Here is a 17,305-nt window from a genome sequence, read left to right as displayed (position 1 = left end):
AAGGATACAGAGCGCATTTTACTTTGAACTGCGCACTGCATCCTGTGCACTGCGAACTTTCCCTATACAACCTTGTTCAGCGCATATTCGATGATCGCCTCGGCTCCGGCCTCCTGAAGACGGGGGATGAGGTCGCGGACATCGCTCACATCCACGACGACCTCGATGGAGAGCCAATCGGAATTGTACAGGTGGGCCATGGTTGGCGAGGTCATGCTCGGAAGAATATCCATGATCGCGTCCATGCTTCCGGCCGGGGCGTTCATTTTCAGAGCGACAAGCTTTTCCGCGCGCAGGGCACCCTGGAGCAGGGTGTTCATGTTTTCGATCTTGGCCCGTTTCCAGGGATCCTCCCAGGCCTCCTTGTTGGCGATGAGCTGGGTGTTGGTCTGCAGGATCTCCGCGATGATCCGAAGCCCGTGGGCCTTGATGGTTGTGCCTGTTTCCGTGATCTCGACAATGGCGTCGGCCAGTCCCTCGACCACCTTGGCCTCGGTGGCCCCCCAGGAATAGTCGACTGTCACCGGGATACCGGCGGTTTCAAAATATTTTTTGGTGTAGGAGACAAATTCCGTGGCGATTTTTTTTCCGGCCAGGTCTTCGGGACGTCTGAACGGGGAATCGCCGGCAACGGCCAGAACCCAGCGGGCCGGATTGGCACTGACCTTGGAATAGACCAGATCGGAGACAACGACCACGTCGGCGTCATTTTCCAAAATCCAGTCCTTGCCGGTCAGACCGACATCCAGGACACCCGAGGCAACGTATCTGGCCATTTCCTGGGCCCGACACAGGCTGCATTTGATGTTTTTGTCATTGATGTCCGGAAAATAATTGCGGTGGTGGGAGGTCAGCTTCCATCCTGCCTTGGCAAAGAGTTTTTTGGTCGCGTCTTCCAGGGACCCCTTGGGGACTCCGAGTTTGAGGATGTTCTTTGTTTCTTCAGCCATTTATTTGTAGACCTCCTTGGGATCGAATACTTTGTCACAACATTTTTTCCACGAACCGCCGGTGAGATCCGTGAGTTCCTCGAAAAAACAGCTTTCATACCCCAGATGGCAGGCTGCCCCGCCGATCTGTTCCACGAGCAGAAGCACGGTGTCCTGATCGCAATCCAGACGCACGGCATGGACCTTTTGCACATGACCCGAGGACTCACCTTTATGCCACAGTTTGTTCCGGCTGCGGCTGTGGTAATGGGCGTCACCCGTTGCCAGGGTTTGTTCCCATGCCTCTTTATCCATGTAGGCCATCATGAGCACCCTGCCCGTCTTTACATCCTGGGCAATGGCCGGGACCAGTCCGTTTCCTTTCTTGAAATCAGGTTGCAACACGCTTGTTCACTCCGCTTGGGGTTGAGGTTTTCAAAGAGTACGGCCCGGGAAAACGGGCCGCAAACTATATACAGGCCTGCAGGAGCAGGTTTGCCGGTGATGTGCGTTGGTTCAGGACTCCACCTGGGCCCGCAGCTGGCCGCAGGCTGCAGCAATATCCTGTCCCTTACTTTTGCGCAGAATGCAGGTCATGCCCTTGTCCCAGAGAACCTTCTCAAAGGCGAGCACGGCCTCTCTGGTCGGACTTTTGTACGGGATGCCCGGGCCGGGATTGAAGGCGATCAGATTCACCTTACACTTGAGTCGTGACAGGAGTTTGACAAGCTGGAGGGCATGCTCCTTGGAATCGTTGACCCCGCCGAGGAGAATGTACTCGATGGTCACCCGTTCCCTGGGCTGCAGGGGATAGCTTTCCAAAATGCACATAAGCTCGTTCAACGGAAGTTTGGCCGCCCCGGGCATGATCTGTTCGCGAAGTTGTTGGGTCGGGGCATGCAGGGAGATGGCCGGAAGGGCCAGTCCGAGCTGTGAGAATTCCAAAAGCCCCTTTTTGATTCCGCAGGTGGACAGGGTGATCTTGCGCCGGGAAAAATTGAGTCCGTGTTCGCTGTGCAGGATCTCCATGGACCGCCTGACCTCGGGCCAGTTCATGAGCGGCTCGCCCATGCCCATAAAGACCAGATTGGTCAGCCGGTCTCCCTTGTCCCGTTCACGCAGGAATTCCCGGGCCACAAGGACCTGCATGGCGATTTCCCCGCCGGTCATGTTGCGCAGAAAACCCATTTTTCCGGTACTGCAAAAGGTGCATCCCATGGCGCAGCCCACCTGGGTGGACAGACATTGGGTGTAGCGGTCCTTTTCCGGAATGAGCACGGTTTCAACAAGGGCGCCGTCATCATATTCGAGCAGGAATTTGACCGTGTCATCCCTGCTTTCCTGCAGGGAATGCACCCTTGGCCAGTCAATGCTCCAATGGGCGGCAAGGCGTTCGCGCAGGGATTTGGCCACGTTGGTCATGGCGGAAAAATCACGGCATCCGTGCCGCCACAACCAGGCCCATACCTGGGATGCCCGGAACCTTGGTTCACCCGCGTGGGTCAGCCAGTCCTCGAGTTCCGTAAGGGTGAGATCCAGGATATTGGCTATTGGATCTTCTCCTTTTCCTTGTAGTCCACAACGAATTGCTTGGCCTCTTCCACGGTGCTCACATCTCCGGCGATCTGGGCCTGGAGCAGGGCGTCACGGATCAGTCCGACCATGGGTCCGGGATGGATCCCGGCCAGCTCCATGATCTTCTGCCCGTTGAGCAGGGGTTCGAGCATATCTTCGTCGATATCGGCCCGGTCGAGCATCTTCATATTGTGATTGAATTCCGTATAGGTACCCTTGCTCGCCTTGACCTCGGCCCGGGCCAGTTCGATGAGTCGGGGGTATTCATCCAGCCCCTTGAACCGGCGGATGCCCTTGTCATTGAGCATGAAATGAAAGCGCATGTGGTGTTTGACCAGATGGCAGATCAGATCGATGTCTTCGGGCTCGAATCCAAGGCGGCGGAGAATCTTTCGGGTCACCTTGGCCCCGACCTGATGGTGCTGATAGAAAATCAGGTTCCCTTCAAAGGATTCTCCGGTAAAAACCTTGCCGATGTCCAGAAACATGCAGGTCAGGGTTCCGTACCAGTCAAAGGGAAGTTCTTCGGGGTAATGGCGCATGGTGGCGATCATGTGATCCCAGAGGCTTTCCTTTTCCTCCCCGTTTTCAGTGGGCACATAGATACGGGTCAGGGGCAGGAGTTCGGGAATGATCCCGTGGATGATCATGGTTTCAAAGAGATAGGTGACGAACTTGTACATATTTTCCGCTTCGACCTTGCGCCATTCGTCCATGATATCGGCCAGGCGGACATAATCGGCCACCCTCCGGGCCGACCGCAGCAGGCAGAGCCAGGTGTTCGTCTCGATGGGCAGGTTGTAGTTGGCGGAAAAACGCAGGGCACGGACGGCCAGAAGATAGTCCCTTTTCAGGGTTTCGTCGGGAATGCCTATGAGTTTTATCTCGCCCGAGGAAAAATCCTCGAACCCGTCGTAGACATCTTTGGGCTGGGGAATGGTGGGGCAGGCAACATCCAGAGGAAGTCCACCCTGGTTTTCCATGATCTTGAGCAGCCTGGGAGTCAGCTTGGTCACGCTGGCATCAATGTACGAGCCTTTGCCCACATCTCCCTGATAAAAGGAAAAAGCGACCCCTCCCTGGGTGAGCACTGCTTTGCGGATCGCATCATCAGCCTTGCGGATGTCCGGAAAGAGCATGCTCAGGTTGTCGAACTCCATGTCTGTGCAGATATCGATTTCCTGTTCACCACTGATATCCATAACTTTTTTTTGCAGAGGCAGGTTGATGATGTAGGCATCAAACCCGTTTCTCATGATTGTTTTACAGATGGAAGCCGCGTCTTTGATAGGCTGCATCGAGATATCTCCTTGTCCGATGGGCTGAAAGCATGTTCGCGCAGGGATAACTGAATGGAAGTGTTTTCGTCAGTATTCAGCTAGGTTGTATACGATTGAAGGCTCTGAATTTGGGCAATGCAAGAGAAGCAGGAAACACAAAGAGTGAGTGTCAGGATTCTTACTCTCTCAACTCTCTAAAATTTCTTAAATTTCTAAAATTCATAAATCCAATATTTCGTTTTCAGCGGTGAAGGGTGTAAGCGAGATCCCCTTCAAGATAGTGTTGTGTGACTTTACCCAGAAGAGTCGTGCCCATGCAAGGGGTGTTTTTGCCCTTGGAAAACAGGGTCGCGGGCTGGACAGTCCACTCATGGTGGGGGTCGAAGAGCACGAAATCGGCCCGGTCTCCAGGGGCGAAGCGGTTCACCTCGAGATGGAAGATATCTGCAGGCCTCACGGCGCATCGGGTGATGAGATCCTCATGGGTGAGCACCCCCTCCCGGACCAGGGAGACATACAGGCACAGGGCCGTATCCAGTCCCGAGATCCCGTTGGGGGCCTCGTCCATGGTTGTTTCCTTTTCAAAATCCGCATGCGGGGCGTGATCCGTGACCAGAATATCGATGATCCCTTCCTTGACGGCCCGGCGCAGGGCCAGGACATCTTCCGCTGTACGTAACGGCGGATGGACCTTGGCCAGGGTATTGTATCCTTCGACCAGGCTCTCATCCCAGAGCAGATAATGGGCACAGGTTTCCGCGGTTACCGGAAGTTTCTTTTCCTTGGCCATGAGGATCAGCTCCACGGATTCCTTGCAGCTGACATGGGCGATGTGCACGGGGATGTTCAAATATTCTGAAAGAAGAATGTCCCGGGCCACCTGCAGGGATTCGGCCACCCAGGGGCTTCCTTTGAGGCCCAGGCGGCCGGACAGTAGGCCCTCGTTCATCACCCCATGCCCGGACAGGGTCGGATCTTCGCAGTGATCGATAACCTTGAGTCCGAGATCGGCGGCGTATTCCATGGCCCTGCGGAAAAGATCGTTATCTGCCATGGGTATCCCGTCATTGGAAAAGGCCACGCATCCGGCCTTGGCCAGCTCGGCCAGCGGGGCGAGTTCCTTGCCTGCAAGCGCTTTGGTCAACGCACCAACCGGACAGACCCGGGGACCGTTTGGATGGGTCCTTGCAGCTGTGTCCAGGATGAATTCCGTGATCTGGGCATTGTCGTTGACCGGGTCGGTGTTGGCCATGCACATGACCTGACTAAATCCGCCGCCCAATGCAGCATCCAGCCCGGTCTCAATGGTCTCCTTGTATTCCTGACCCGGTTCACGAAGATGGACGTGGGCATCGATGAGGCTTGGGAAAAGCCAGGCTCCCCGGCCGTCTGTTTCATGGGCAAGGGGGGTGATTTCCCTGCCCTGGTCCACCGGGAGCAATCCCTGAATGGTTCCCTGGTCGACCAGAAGGTCCATGGGTTGATCCTGCCAGATGACATTGCGGATGATCTGTTGGGGTGCGGACATGAGGTTACCTTTGTTTCGCGCAGAGACCCAGAGGCGCGGAGAAAAACGGGTTGGATCTGAAAGTATGCACGTTCTGTGTGCAGCCTGACCTATTCTGAGGTTTCCCGTGTCAGATACAGGTACAGAAGGGCCATGCGTACGGCAACGCCCGAGCTGACCTGATTCAGGATGAGACTGTTGTGGGCGTCGGCCAGGTTTGAGGCAATTTCGATCCCGCGGTTGATGGGTCCGGGGTGCATGATGTGTACGTTTGGCGAGGCCTTTTCCAGGTGGGAAAAACCCAGACCATAGTTCATGGCATATTCGCGCAGACCGGGAAGCAGGCCCGCCTTCTGGCGTTCAAGCTGCAACCGCAGGCAGATGATCGCATCTACATCGGTGCAGGCAGCGGTCAGATCGTCGAAGATCCTCACCGGCCAGGAGCGAACGCCGCTGGGGAGCAGGGTGCGCGGTGCGCAGAGTCGTACCCTGGCCCCGAGCAGGGTCAGAAGCCGGATGTCTGACCGGGCCACCCGGCTGTGGGCAATGTCCCCGAGGATGAGTACGGTTTTTCCGTTGAAATCGTTTCCCCAGATAGACCGGAGAGTGAATCCGTCCAACAGGGCCTGGGTGGGATGGGCATGCCGGCCGTCACCTGCATTGATGATGGAACAGTCAAGCCGCTCGGCCAGAAAGGAGGCCGCTCCACTGGACCAATGACGAAGAACGATAGCGTCCGGAGCCATGGCCTGCAGGGTCAGGGCGGTGTCCTTGAGGGTTTCGCCTTTTTGCAGGGAACTGCCGGTCTTGGTCAGGGAAAAGGTGTCGGCAGAAAGACGTTTGCCTGCGACATCAAAGGAGGTTTTGGTGCGGGTGGAGGGTTCGGCAAAAAAAAGGACAACCGATTTGCCCTTGAGGACCGGTACCTTTTTGACCGGTCGCTTGTTCACCTCCACAAACCGGTCGGCGACCTCGAAGATGTATCCGATCTCCTCCCGGCTCAGCTGGTCTATGTCGAGCAAGTCCTTGTGATTCCATTGCATTGATCTGCGCACCCCGCCGTATTCGGCTTTTTTTACCGCAAGGAAGGTCCCTTTGGATACAACATAATTTTATAGTCTAAAAATAACTTCTGCGCCAAGCAAGGAATTTTTTTTGAGGGGACCGGAGACGGGGGGGCGAAGTGGTGAATATCGTGCAAATATCCGCATTTGGTTTTCTCCTGGGAACGCCGAGCGTCTGCTCGGCATTTTGGGCAACACGTGAAGGGGTTATGCTCGCATCGTCTATCTGCCAGATATTCGGTATGTCTGTTGCCATATCGAAAGCGCGTTGCCGAGCAGACGCTCGGCGTTCCCGGGAAAGGCAAAAAAAGACCGCCGGGATCACGAAGATCCCGGCGGTCGTGCAGGCGAATGCGACAGGCGGACGGTTAGAAACTGTATCCCAGGTTGAGGGCAACGATATGGGACTGGCCGTCTTCAAAGGTGCTGGCTTTTTCGACACCTGTTTCATTACTGTCCTTGAAATTCCGGTCCTTGACCGTCAGATAGCTGTAGGCCACATCAATGGTCCAGGCGTCCCAATGGAAGCCCGAGCCGATGCTGTAGATCTGACGGTCATTGGAGGGAATCTGGTATTCGGCATGGTCCGGATCCACCGGGGATTCGTCGTACACATATCCAAGGCGCAGATCCATCCAGTCGTACAGTCGTACAGTGCGTATTCGATACCGACCTGGTAACGGTTCACGTCTTTCCAGTTTTTTTCTTTGGTGACTTCATCTTTTCCAAAGATGACCGGATCGTCGTATTCGATTTTCAGTTCATTATAGGCACTCCAATAGGTACGCAGGAGGTCGAAGGATACGCTCAATCTGTCCATCGGCTTGACCATGACGCCAAGCGAGAGCATGGCCGGCAGGGGCTCGGTGGCGGTGAACGTGGTGTCCTTGAGCGTGTCTGCCAGTAAAGGGTTGGAGGCACGGATTCCGGCGATCGTTGCCGCAGCATTGTTTCCAATACAATCGAAATCTGCATCACCCTTCATTGTCACCTCGATCTTGCTGCGATAGGACGCCCCGAAGGACAACCAGTCTACAGGTTTATAGTGCAAAGCGAGGTTGAAGCCGTACCCGGGGTCTCCGCCGGTCAGTTTCTGTTTGACATCGTATTGTCCAGATGTGCCAGTCCCCGGATCGGTCGGGTTGCCTGCATCAACCATGCCCTGAAGATTCACCTCGATATAGGCCACTTCCAGCCCTACGCCCATGGACAGGGAGTCGGTCAGTTTGATGGCCAGGTTCGGGGTCAGGGAGATCTGTTTGATGCCCGCATACATGGAATTGTATCGGCCGAACCAGTTTTCATCGTCATCGTATTCCGTGCCCAGTCCGGTCCGTGAGTACAATCCCATGCCGAACCAGTACCGTTCTCCCAGCTGGGTGGTCAGATAGGCATTGGGGATGATCCAGGTGTTGTCCTCGCTTCCACCTCCGTGCAGGGAGCTGTCGTCAGGCTCGACCGTGCCCGAAGGCTGGATGAAGGTCATGCCCGCGCTGACATGGGTCCCGGGAAGCTGGGTCATGGCCGCCGGGTTGTAGACTACAGTGGAGGGATCTTCCCCCCGTGCGGTCATGGCCCCGCCAAGGGACTGGCCCCGGGCACCCCATTCATAAATACCGTACCCCGCAGCCCCGGCCAGCCCGGGAATGCCCAGGATGAGAAAAAACAGGATCAACCATAGTTTCCATGTGCGAATCATTATGAGCTCCTTGTGGATGTATGCAAAAAAACAAAAGGAGCCAGTATTACAAAAAAATACAAGATCAATGAGTTTTTCTGATCAAAAATTTCATTTTTGATGAATAATCACTTGATTCTTTCACGGATGGTGAAATAAGAAAAAAAGTGCGCAGTGCACAGAAAAGAAACAGCAAAGACTGTCATCGTGAAGGTCAGAGACTTTCCCGGGCGTGGGGGCGAGGCAGCCCATGATCTTCCAATTTGCTGCAATTTCCCAGGTCTTTCAACCTTCTCAACTCTCTCAACTCTCTCAACTCTCTCAAATCTCTCAAATTTCTCAAATCTCTTAAATCTCTTAAATTTCTCAAATCTCTTAAATTTCTTAAATTTCTTAAATTTCTCAAATTTCTTCAGAGACCCCCATGAACGGATTTACCTTTTATACGGAGGCCCTGTCCCGGAGCAGTGATTGCGGGCTTATTTTCGACCGGCAGGGTACGGTTTTGTATATCAATGCCTCCCTGAGCGCCTTGTACGGGGTTCAACCCGAACAGGGGGTGGGGGCATCCATCTATGCCTTTTTTGATCCCGGGGAGGTGGCCAAGGCCCGTGACGTGGTCGAGCGGCTTTTCAGCGATACGCATCCGGGTGACTATCGTTTGAAGTGCAAGGGGCCGAAGAGGGCAAAGTCCCGCCAGACCGTTATGCACTGGCGGCTTCAGGAGGTGTATGCACAGCAGGGCCGGGAAGAGTTCGCACTGGCTCTGGGCAGGCTGGATCAGGCCCTGGGGGAGCATCTCGAGTACAAGGAGGAGATGAACTATCTCATCGGCATGGACGGGGAGATCCTGGATATTCATCCGGGCATCTGCGCCATGTGCGGGTACACCCGTGGAGAGGTCATGTCCCTGAACACAGCGGATTTCTATTTCACCCCTGGTGATAAGCAGCGCATTCTGCGTACGCTCAAGAGCCGGGGTGAGATCCGGGGCGACCGGGTCACACTGCGCTGCAAGGACGGAGCCCCTCGAACCTTCAAGTTTAACGCGCACATCGTGGGCAGGGAAGAGCAAGCCGTTATCGCCGGTTTTTTTGTCCAGCGCGACGTGACCTATACCCGCAAGCTGATCCATGATTTCAGCAAGATCATCGATGCCCTGCCCGATATCGCCTGGGTTGCGGGACAGGATCATTCCATTGTCTGCGCCAACGAGGGATATTGCAATTTTCTGGGGGTGCAGACGATGGAAGAACTCATCGGCCGGACCGTGTACGACTTCATGCCCGACTTTCGGGCCCGTTCGATCATCCAGACGGCCACAACGGTTTTCGAGCAGCGTCGTGAGATCATCATTCCCATGCTTTCCCATTTCCAGGATGCCGGGGTCTGGTACCGGGCCATTCATACGCCCATTTTCGACGACACCCACAAGGAGGTCATCGGCCTGTTGGGAATCTACCAGGATATTTCCCCACAGGTGGCCAAGGAAAACACATTTCTGGATCAAATCGGCTCGCCCGAGGAGGCTGTCTTTGTTCTGGATACCCAGTGCCGGATCATCCGCAGGCGCGGACGGGTGCTCCGGCCCGGAGCCGCACCCGTGGAGAGTGATCGCTATCGGCATCTGGATCTGAAGATCGTTTTCGAGATCATCCATCCCCAGGATCTGGAACGGGCACAGGGATTCATCCGCCGGATCGTGCAGACCAAGACACCCCATCAGGGCGAGTTCCGGGTCAGGCGGACATCCCGTGAGTACGGCCTCATGGAGGTTCGGGGGGTATACAGTGATGCCTATTTTCCCGAGGGCAGGATCTATGTGGTTGTTCGTGATATCTCACATATCGGAGACCTTCGAGGAGCGGCCAGGGTTCTCGAGCGGCTCAAGAAGGCAACGGGTACTTCCACGAACAAGGATCTTGCCGCGTTTCTGCATGTCAGCCCGACCTCCATATCCAACGCCCTCAAGAATCAGAAGATCCCTGCGGACTGGATGATCGCCATAGGTCTCGAGACCGGATTTTCCGTGGATTGGCTGGTTACGGGGAGAGGAGAGAGAACTCGCAGGGATGCGGGAGAGAAGGGCGAAATGTAAACTTTCCGAGATGTATTGACGGGTACAATTCCATGTGACTCGGCATTTCAGACAGGTTTATCAGCTGGCTTATGACCTGAAGAGTTACCCTTTTTTGCTGATTTTTTCCTGAAGAATCTTTTCCCGTATCTCCAGGGCCCGGGGATTGGGGTATTCGGTTTTGATCTGTTGGAGCAATTGGAGCCCATCGCTGTTTCGGCCCTGTTGTTCGGCTATGTCGACAAGGGCCAGGCCGATTCTCGCGCGCATGGGTCCTGCTGTCATGTCCGCGAATTCCCCCGAAAGAAGTTGTTCCGCCTCTGTGTATGCACCCTGATGGATGAGAGCCTGGCCGTCCAGGTGGACCGCCTGGGCGCGGGTTTTTTGATCCGGAGCTAGCGGAAGGGCCTCGACGAGAAAGCCATGTGCCTGCGGGAATCGGTGGGCCTTAAAGGCTGTTTGGGCCTGGGCCATGAGGAGGTTCCATCGCTGGGTGGAGGACATCTGCTTCAGAAAATTTCCCTTTTCAAGGTTTGCCAGGGCGGCTTCCGGGTCACCAAGGGCCATGTTCACTTTGGCCTGCTGGATGAGAAGCTGCACGGCTCGATCGGGATCTGAGCTGAATTCCTGGAACATGGTCGTTAAAAGCTTGTCTGCCTGAACCATATTGTTACGCATGTCCCGGCTGATGGTCACCAACCGTTGCCATGCCTTCCAGCGTTCCTTTCCGCGAGGATAGCGGTGGAGATACTCCTGGTACGCTGTTTCTGCGTCCTGAAATCTTCCCTGACTCATGGCCTGATCTCCCTGGTCCATGAGTCGGGTATCCTGTTCCATTGACTGGCATCCTGCGGTCACCAGGATCAAAAACCACACGCATAAAGGGATCACAAGGGCTGAATAACGCCCCGTGATCCCTTTGTGTTGCTTGGTGCATAGAGTCTTCAAAGCCCTATTCCTGATTCTCGGCTCCCTCATCCTTTTCCACCAGGTCACAGCAGATAAGGGTTTGGTTGTCACCCATGCGCACCAGCCGTACTCCCTGGGTGGCTCTGCCGACCAGGGAGATGTCACCGATGCCGATGCGGATAATTTTGTTCCCCGAGGTCAGTAAAATGGCCTCATCTTCATTGTCCACCATGAGTGCGCTGACAACCGGCCCTGTCTTGGGGGTGATCCGCATGTTGATAATTCCCTTGCCTCCGCGGGACTGGCTGCGAAACTGATCCATATGGGTCCGCTTGCCATACCCGTTTTCAGCGATGGTCAACAATTCCTGTTTACCGGTCCTGGATAAAACAACACAGGCCACGACAACATCTCCAGGCCGGAGATTCATGCCCTTGACCCCGGAGGCGCTTCTCCCCGTGGGGCGAACCTCGGAGCAGTCAAAGCGGATGGAAAAACCGTTTTTGGATACCAGAACGATCTCGTCGTCCTGACGGACTTCCCGAACCGCCAGGAGTTCGTCTCCCTCCTTGAGCCCCACGGCGATGAGTCCCTGGCTGCGAACGTTCTTGTACAGATCCATGGCCGACCGTTTGACGATACCCTTGCGGCTGATGAATAAAAAGTAGGTATCCTCGGGGAATTCCCGGTAGGTCATGGCTGTGGCCACAAGTTCATCCTTGGCCAGAGAGAGCAGGTTGGCCACATGGATTCCCTTGGCTGTCCTTCCGCCTTCGGGCACTGAATGGACCTTGATCTGAAACATGCGCCCCGTGTTCGTGAACAGATTCAGATATTGATGATTACTCGTGGTCAGCAGCTGGGAGATGAAATCCTTGTCACTGGCAAAGGCCCCTGCAATACCGACCCCGCCACGCTTTTGCTGCTGATAATTGTGCAGTCCCGTGCGCTTGATATACCCATTGCTCGACAGGGTGATGACCACGTCGTCGTCCGGGATGATATCCTCAATATTGATGCTGTCCGGATCGTGGGCCAGGATTTCCGATCGCCTGGGTGTCCCGAATGTCTCCTTGAGAGCGATGAGTTCGTCCCGGATGACCCCTTTGAGCACCCCGGAATTTTCAATGACGCTTCTGAGGTATTCGATTCGCTTGAGCAGTTCGGTGTACTCGGCAATGAGTTTTTCCCGCTCCATGTTGGTCAGACGCTGCAAGCGCATGTCCAGTATGGCCTGGCTCTGTATATCCGAGAGTTCGAAACGCTCGCCAAGCCGCATCTTGGCATCAGCCGGGGTGGTTGAAGCGCGGATGATGGATACGACCTCGTCAATATTGTCCAGGGCGATGCGCAGCCCTTCCAGGATATGGGCCCGGTGTTCGGTTTTGGCCAGATCGAATCTGGATCGGCGAATGATGACCTCTTTACGGAACTCAATGAAATATTCCAGGATCTGTTTGAGATTCAAGAGCTGGGGCCGGTTGTTGACCACGGCGAGCATGTTGATCCCGAAACTGGTCTGCAACGAGGTATATTTGTAGAGTTGATTGATGATCACGTCCGAATAGGCGGTCTTTTTCAGATCAATGACAATGCGTATGCCGCCCAGATTGGATTCGTCCCGCAGGTCGCTGATGCCCTCGATTTTATTTTCATTGACCAGGCCTGCGATTTTTTCCACCAGCCTGGATTTGTTCAGGGCAAAGGGGATTTCCGTGACCACAATGGATTCAAGCCCGTTCTTGCGCTCTTCAACATGAATGCGGGCCCGGATTTTCATGCTTCCCCGGCCGGTTTTATAGGCCTCGACGATTCCGTCCTTGCCATAGATGAGCCCACCCGTGGGAAAATCCGGGGCTTTGACCACCTGGAGCAGGTCGGCAATGGTGGCATTGGGAGCATCCAGTACCAACAGGACGCCGTCCACGATTTCCACCAGGTTGTGGGGGGGGACATTCGTGGCCATCCCCACGGCGATCCCTGAAGACCCGTTGATAAGCAGGTTAGGAACCTTGGTGGGCAGGACCTCGGGTTCTTCCAGGCTGTTATCGTAATTGGGCCTGAACCCAACCGTGTTTTTCTCGATATCCGCCAGGAATTCTCCGGCCAGTCGGGACATCCGGGCCTCGGTATATCGCATGGCAGCAGCCGAGTCGCCATCGATGGATCCGAAGTTACCCTGACCGTCGACAAGGGGATCGCGCATGTTGAAGTCCTGGGCCATGCGGACCATCGCGTCATACACTGCGGAATCTCCATGGGGATGGTATTTACCAATGACATCACCGACAACACGGGCACATTTTTTGTACGGCCGGTTGTAGGTGTTGCCCAGCTCGTGCATGGCAAAGAGAATCCGACGATGCACGGGTTTGAGACCGTCTCGCACGTCGGGAATGGCACGTCCCACGATGACGCTCAGGGAGTATTCCAGATATGATTTTTTAATTTCTTTTTCTATACTGACATCGTTTAACACATCGTCCTCGCTTGCAAGATTCGCCCGTTACCTGATGACAGGCACAATGGTCCTTGTGTGCGGTTGAGTATCAAATATCCAGATCCGTGACCGAGAGAGCGTTCTTGACGATAAAATCCCGTCTCGGTTCGACCTTGTCGCCCATGAGTTTGACGAACAACTCATCAGCTTCGGCGGCATCGGCAATGGTCACCCGAAGCATGCTCCGGGTCTCGGGGTTCATGGTCGTTTCCCAGAGTTGTTCCGGATTCATCTCACCAAGACCTTTGTAGCGCTGGATGTTCAGCCCTTTTTTGGCCTTTTCCATGACCATTTTCAAAAGCTCGAAGGGATTGTGCATCACCTTGTCTTCCCCTTTTTGCTCTTCACTGGGGGGGGCAACGGTGAAGGTCAGACCGGGGCTCTTTTCCCGCAGTTCTTCATACAAGGAATATGTATTCTTGTAGAGCTTGGAATTGAAAAACTCGGCCCCGATGCGCACGGCATGTTCATTGACGTCGGTGAAGGTGAGAAAGACTCTGGGATCCTCGTCCTCTTCACTGTCCAGGACCTCCTGGGAAATTTCCAGCGTATATCCCGACCCGGCCAGGTACTCCTGAAGTGTGACGACCTCACCATTGTGGAAACTCTCGGGAGAGAGTTTGGATCCAAAGGCGAACAATTGATCGGAGAGATCCATGTCAATGCCGATGTTGGTGATATCCAAAAGGTTGTCCCGGACCTTGGTGATCGTCGTCAGCAAGGTCTTGAGATCCTCCCCGGCGATGATGATCCCGGTTTCCGTTTCCACGGATTCCTGGGTACTGATCCGGTCGATGAGGAACTGATCCATCTCCTCTTCATAGGTGATGTACTGCTCGAATTTGCCCTTGCTGACCCGGTAGAGGGGGGGCTGGGCAATGTAGACATGACCGTGGTCGATGAGCTCCTGGTACTGCCGGAAAAAGAAGGTCAACAGCAGGGTTCGGATATGGGCGCCGTCCACATCGGCATCAGTCATGATGATGATTTTATGGTACCTGAGTTTGTCCAGATTGATGGCATCCTCGCCAATGCCGGCCCCCATGGCTGTAATCAGGGCCTTGATTTCCTTGTTCTGGAGCATCTTGTCGAAACGGGTTTTTTCCACATTCAGAATCTTGCCGCGCAGGGGAAGGATGGCCTGGAATTTGGAATTTCTCCCCTGTTTGGCCGAACCGCCTGCGGAATCACCCTCAACAATGAAGACCTCGCTCTCCTCGGGTTTGCGACTCTGGCAATCAGCGAGTTTGCCGGGCAGGGAATTATCCCCAAGGGCTCCCTTGCGTCGGACCATTTCCCTGGCCCTGCGCGCAGCCTGTCGGGCCCGGGAGGCGTCCACGACTTTTTCCAGGATCTGCTTGGCATCTTTGGGATTTTCACCAAAAAAGGTTGAAAGACCTTCGTAAACGATTCCGGCGACATATCCGACCACTTCGCTGTTGCCCAGCTTGGTCTTGGTCTGTCCCTCGAATTGGGGATCAGGAATACGCACGTTGATCACCGTGGTCAGTCCCTCACGGACATCGTCTCCTGAGAGTTTTTCCTTGAACTTTTTGGGCAGGTCGGTGTTCTGGATATAGGTGTTCACCGCTCGGGTCAGGGCCATGCGAAAGCCCTGCAAATGGGTTCCGCCTTCCCGGGTCCTGATGTTGTTGGCAAAGGTGAACATGTTCTCCTTGTACCCAGCGGTGTACTGCATGGCAAATTCCACGAATACATTTTCCACCTCGCCTTTCCCATAGATGATCGGATGGAACCCCTTGTTTTCGTTGGTATCGCGGACAAAGGATACGATTCCCCCCTCATCATGAAAGCTCTGACTGGTCTGGGTTTTCTCGTCGGTGAATTCAATGGCCACGCCTTTGTTCAGATAGGCCAGTTCCTGAAACCGCTTGGCCAGGACTTCGTATTCGAAGTTCAGATCCTCGAAGATCTCTTCATCGGGCCTGAATTTGATCGTGGTCCCGGTTCTGTCCGTTTCACCGACGATAGTGAGCTCGGAGACGGGAAGCCCTTGTCGGTATTGCTGGCGATATTTCTGGCCGTTGCGGTGAATGGTCACTTCCAGGGTTTCGGAAAGGGCGTTGACCACAGAGACACCTACACCGTGAAGTCCTCCGGAAACCTTGTAACTGTCGTTGTCGAATTTGCCGCCGGCATGGAGAACGGTCATGACCACCTGGACAGCCGGAATCTTCTCTTTGGGATGCAGATCCACGGGGATTCCCCGACCGTTATCGGAGATGGTCACGCTATTGTCCAGGTGGACGCGGACTTTGATCCGGCTGCAGTAGCCGGCCATGGCTTCGTCAATGGAATTGTCGATGACCTCATAGACCAGATGGTGCAATCCGTGGGTGTCCGTGCTTCCAATATACATGGCCGGCCGTTTGCGTACGGCGGAAAGTCCTTCCAGAATGGTGATGCTGCCTGCGTTGTAATCAGTCGTGTTTGGAGTGCTCATACCCTGTGTCGCTCGTAAGGTTCGTGTGGTTCCGGCAAGCGGATTCTTGCGAAAATGGAAATATAAAAGGGAAGGCCGGGGCTGTCTAGGCGTCCTCTTCTTCCGTGTAGTAGGTATCTTCGGTGATCTCCACGGGCATGGTGATCACAAAATAATCGGGATCGTCAGGACCGGTGATTTTGCACGGGTCAAGGGGGCCGGCCAGTTGAAAGGTGATTTTGGTCGACGTGAAATGGGACATGATTTCCAAAAGTATCCGAGTGGGGATGGCGATCATGTCCAGATCCCCCTGAAAGTGTGCCGTGATAATCTCAAGCCCCTCACCAAATTCCTGACCGTGACAGGATAACCCCAGTTCGTTCGGACTGAAATGCAGATAGGTGGATCTGCTTGACTGGGTATTGAACAGGAGAATTCGGTCCAGGGCGTCGGTCAGCTCGTATTTGTCAACCTCCAGGGTGCTTCGGAAGGTACTCTCGTAGCTTTCTATGAAATTTTGATAATTGGGAAAGGTGCTTGTGCGGCGAGGAACGCTCAAGGTCTCGTGTCCCCTGGCCGAGCGCAGAAACATCTTTTTTTCCGTCAGATTGATAAAGATATCTTCAGGCCGGAGCCATTTGCTGATCTCGTTCAGATCCTTTTTGGCGATTAAAATGCCTGTTTCTCCCAGGGAGGCATGGATGTCCGGGGTCGAAAAACGAAGCAGACCGAATTGATGGCCGTTCATCCCGCATACCTCGATAACATCATGGGATAGCGGGGTGAACTTGATGCAATTCATGGGCCCGGTATCTTCAGAATCGTTGATACAAAAGGAAATTCGTTCGATGACGTTTTGCAGAAGTTCGCCCGACCATACAATGGCTCCTTGCTCGGGCATGGGCTGGAATTCCTGGAACCAGGTGCCGTTATTCAAGGGGAGTTTGTATTTTTTCTTGCCCTGATGAATGAGAATGGTGGTGTCGCCTTCATTGGCCTCAAAGGTCAATTCACCGGGGGGGAGCTTGCGGATCAGGTCACTGAATTTTTTTCCGTGGATGCCAACCCTTCCGGATTCCAGAATCTGAGCCGGATAGGTGCCGGTGAATTCAATGTTCGAGTCAGTGGCCATGATGGTGATGGCGTTTTCCCTGGTTTCCAGCCAGATGGTCCGGAGATAGGCGGTTCCGGTTTTGGCCGGTATGATGTTCGAGGCCAGCTGAACGCCCTCGACAATATCTTCTTTGAGTACCTGGCATTTCATGACAATCTCCTTGTGGATGTGGACATGGCTATCGCACCCCGGAGGGGTAATATGGTCTGTTTGGTTGTAATTTTGAGAG

At 54.5% G+C, this 17,305-nt stretch carries 12 protein-coding genes and 1 pseudogene; 1 reads left to right on the top strand and 12 read right to left on the bottom strand.

From position 1 onward, the window contains the following. Nucleotides 1-62: 62 nt before the first annotated feature. The 8 genes and pseudogenes from hisG to ACTVJH_RS03100 form a co-directional block, all read right to left on the bottom strand. A complete protein-coding gene (hisG, locus tag ACTVJH_RS03135; RefSeq protein ID WP_455987362.1) occupies nucleotides 63-950 on the bottom strand; it encodes an ATP phosphoribosyltransferase in 888 nt (295 codons plus the stop codon). After that, a complete protein-coding gene (gene hisI, locus ACTVJH_RS03130) occupies nucleotides 951-1,334 on the bottom strand; it encodes a phosphoribosyl-AMP cyclohydrolase (RefSeq protein ID WP_455987360.1) in 384 nt (127 codons plus the stop codon). Between the two features lie 111 nt (nucleotides 1,335-1,445). Then, the gene (gene rlmN / locus ACTVJH_RS03125) at nucleotides 1,446-2,480 is read right to left on the bottom strand and encodes a 23S rRNA (adenine(2503)-C(2))-methyltransferase RlmN (RefSeq protein ID WP_455987430.1); all 1,035 of its coding nucleotides are present in this window, start codon (nucleotides 2,478-2,480) and stop codon (nucleotides 1,446-1,448) included. After that, nucleotides 2,477-3,802 carry an HD domain-containing protein gene (locus tag ACTVJH_RS03120; protein ID WP_455987359.1) on the bottom strand — a complete coding sequence of 442 codons (1,326 nt, stop codon included), beginning with the start codon at nucleotides 3,800-3,802 and terminating at the stop codon, nucleotides 2,477-2,479. Before ACTVJH_RS03120 ends, rlmN begins: the two co-directional genes overlap by 4 nt. 223 nt (nucleotides 3,803-4,025) lie before the next feature. Then, nucleotides 4,026-5,312, bottom strand: a complete 1,287-nt coding sequence (locus ACTVJH_RS03115; RefSeq protein ID WP_455987357.1) for a dihydroorotase — start codon at nucleotides 5,310-5,312, stop codon at nucleotides 4,026-4,028. Between the two features lie 89 nt (nucleotides 5,313-5,401). Next, nucleotides 5,402-6,334, bottom strand: coding sequence for an aspartate carbamoyltransferase catalytic subunit (locus ACTVJH_RS03110; RefSeq protein ID WP_455987355.1), 933 nt, complete (start codon nucleotides 6,332-6,334; stop codon nucleotides 5,402-5,404). Between the two features lie 389 nt (nucleotides 6,335-6,723). Further along, nucleotides 6,724-6,990: an outer membrane protein transport protein gene (locus tag ACTVJH_RS03105; protein ID WP_455987353.1), complete on the bottom strand. Its 267-nt coding sequence runs from the start codon at nucleotides 6,988-6,990 to the stop codon at nucleotides 6,724-6,726. Nucleotides 6,991-7,013: 23 nt separating this feature from the next. After that, nucleotides 7,014-8,054 (bottom strand): annotated as a pseudogene (locus ACTVJH_RS03100) (OmpP1/FadL family transporter); the annotation flags it as partial. 403 nt (nucleotides 8,055-8,457) lie between these two features. On the opposite strand from ACTVJH_RS03100, the gene ACTVJH_RS03095 reads away from it, so the two are divergent. Next, nucleotides 8,458-10,131, top strand: a complete 1,674-nt coding sequence (locus tag ACTVJH_RS03095) for a PAS domain S-box protein (protein WP_455987351.1) — start codon at nucleotides 8,458-8,460, stop codon at nucleotides 10,129-10,131. 84 nt (nucleotides 10,132-10,215) lie between these two features. Here the strand turns inward: ACTVJH_RS03095 and ACTVJH_RS03090 are convergent, their stop codons facing one another. The 4 genes from ACTVJH_RS03090 to dnaN form a co-directional block, all read right to left on the bottom strand. Beyond that, nucleotides 10,216-10,947 (bottom strand): tetratricopeptide repeat protein, encoded by a 732-nt coding sequence (locus tag ACTVJH_RS03090; RefSeq protein WP_455987349.1) that lies wholly within the window; start codon nucleotides 10,945-10,947, stop codon nucleotides 10,216-10,218. Nucleotides 10,948-11,062: 115 nt separating this feature from the next. After that, entirely contained in the window at nucleotides 11,063-13,498 is a 2,436-nt protein-coding gene (gene gyrA, locus ACTVJH_RS03085; protein WP_455987347.1) for a DNA gyrase subunit A, read from the bottom strand. A 70-nt stretch (nucleotides 13,499-13,568) separates the two neighbouring features. After that, nucleotides 13,569-15,983, bottom strand: coding sequence for a DNA topoisomerase (ATP-hydrolyzing) subunit B (gene gyrB / locus ACTVJH_RS03080; RefSeq protein ID WP_455987345.1), 2,415 nt, complete (start codon nucleotides 15,981-15,983; stop codon nucleotides 13,569-13,571). Nucleotides 15,984-16,068: 85 nt separating this feature from the next. After that, nucleotides 16,069-17,226 carry a DNA polymerase III subunit beta gene (gene dnaN, locus ACTVJH_RS03075; protein WP_455987343.1) on the bottom strand — a complete coding sequence of 386 codons (1,158 nt, stop codon included), beginning with the start codon at nucleotides 17,224-17,226 and terminating at the stop codon, nucleotides 16,069-16,071. Nucleotides 17,227-17,305: the final 79 nt, after the last annotated feature.

The sequence above is a fragment of the Desulfoplanes sp. PS50 genome, assembly GCF_053851535.1.
Note: the sequence above shows the minus strand (reverse complement) of the source record. Positions and strands in the feature narration are given on the sequence as shown.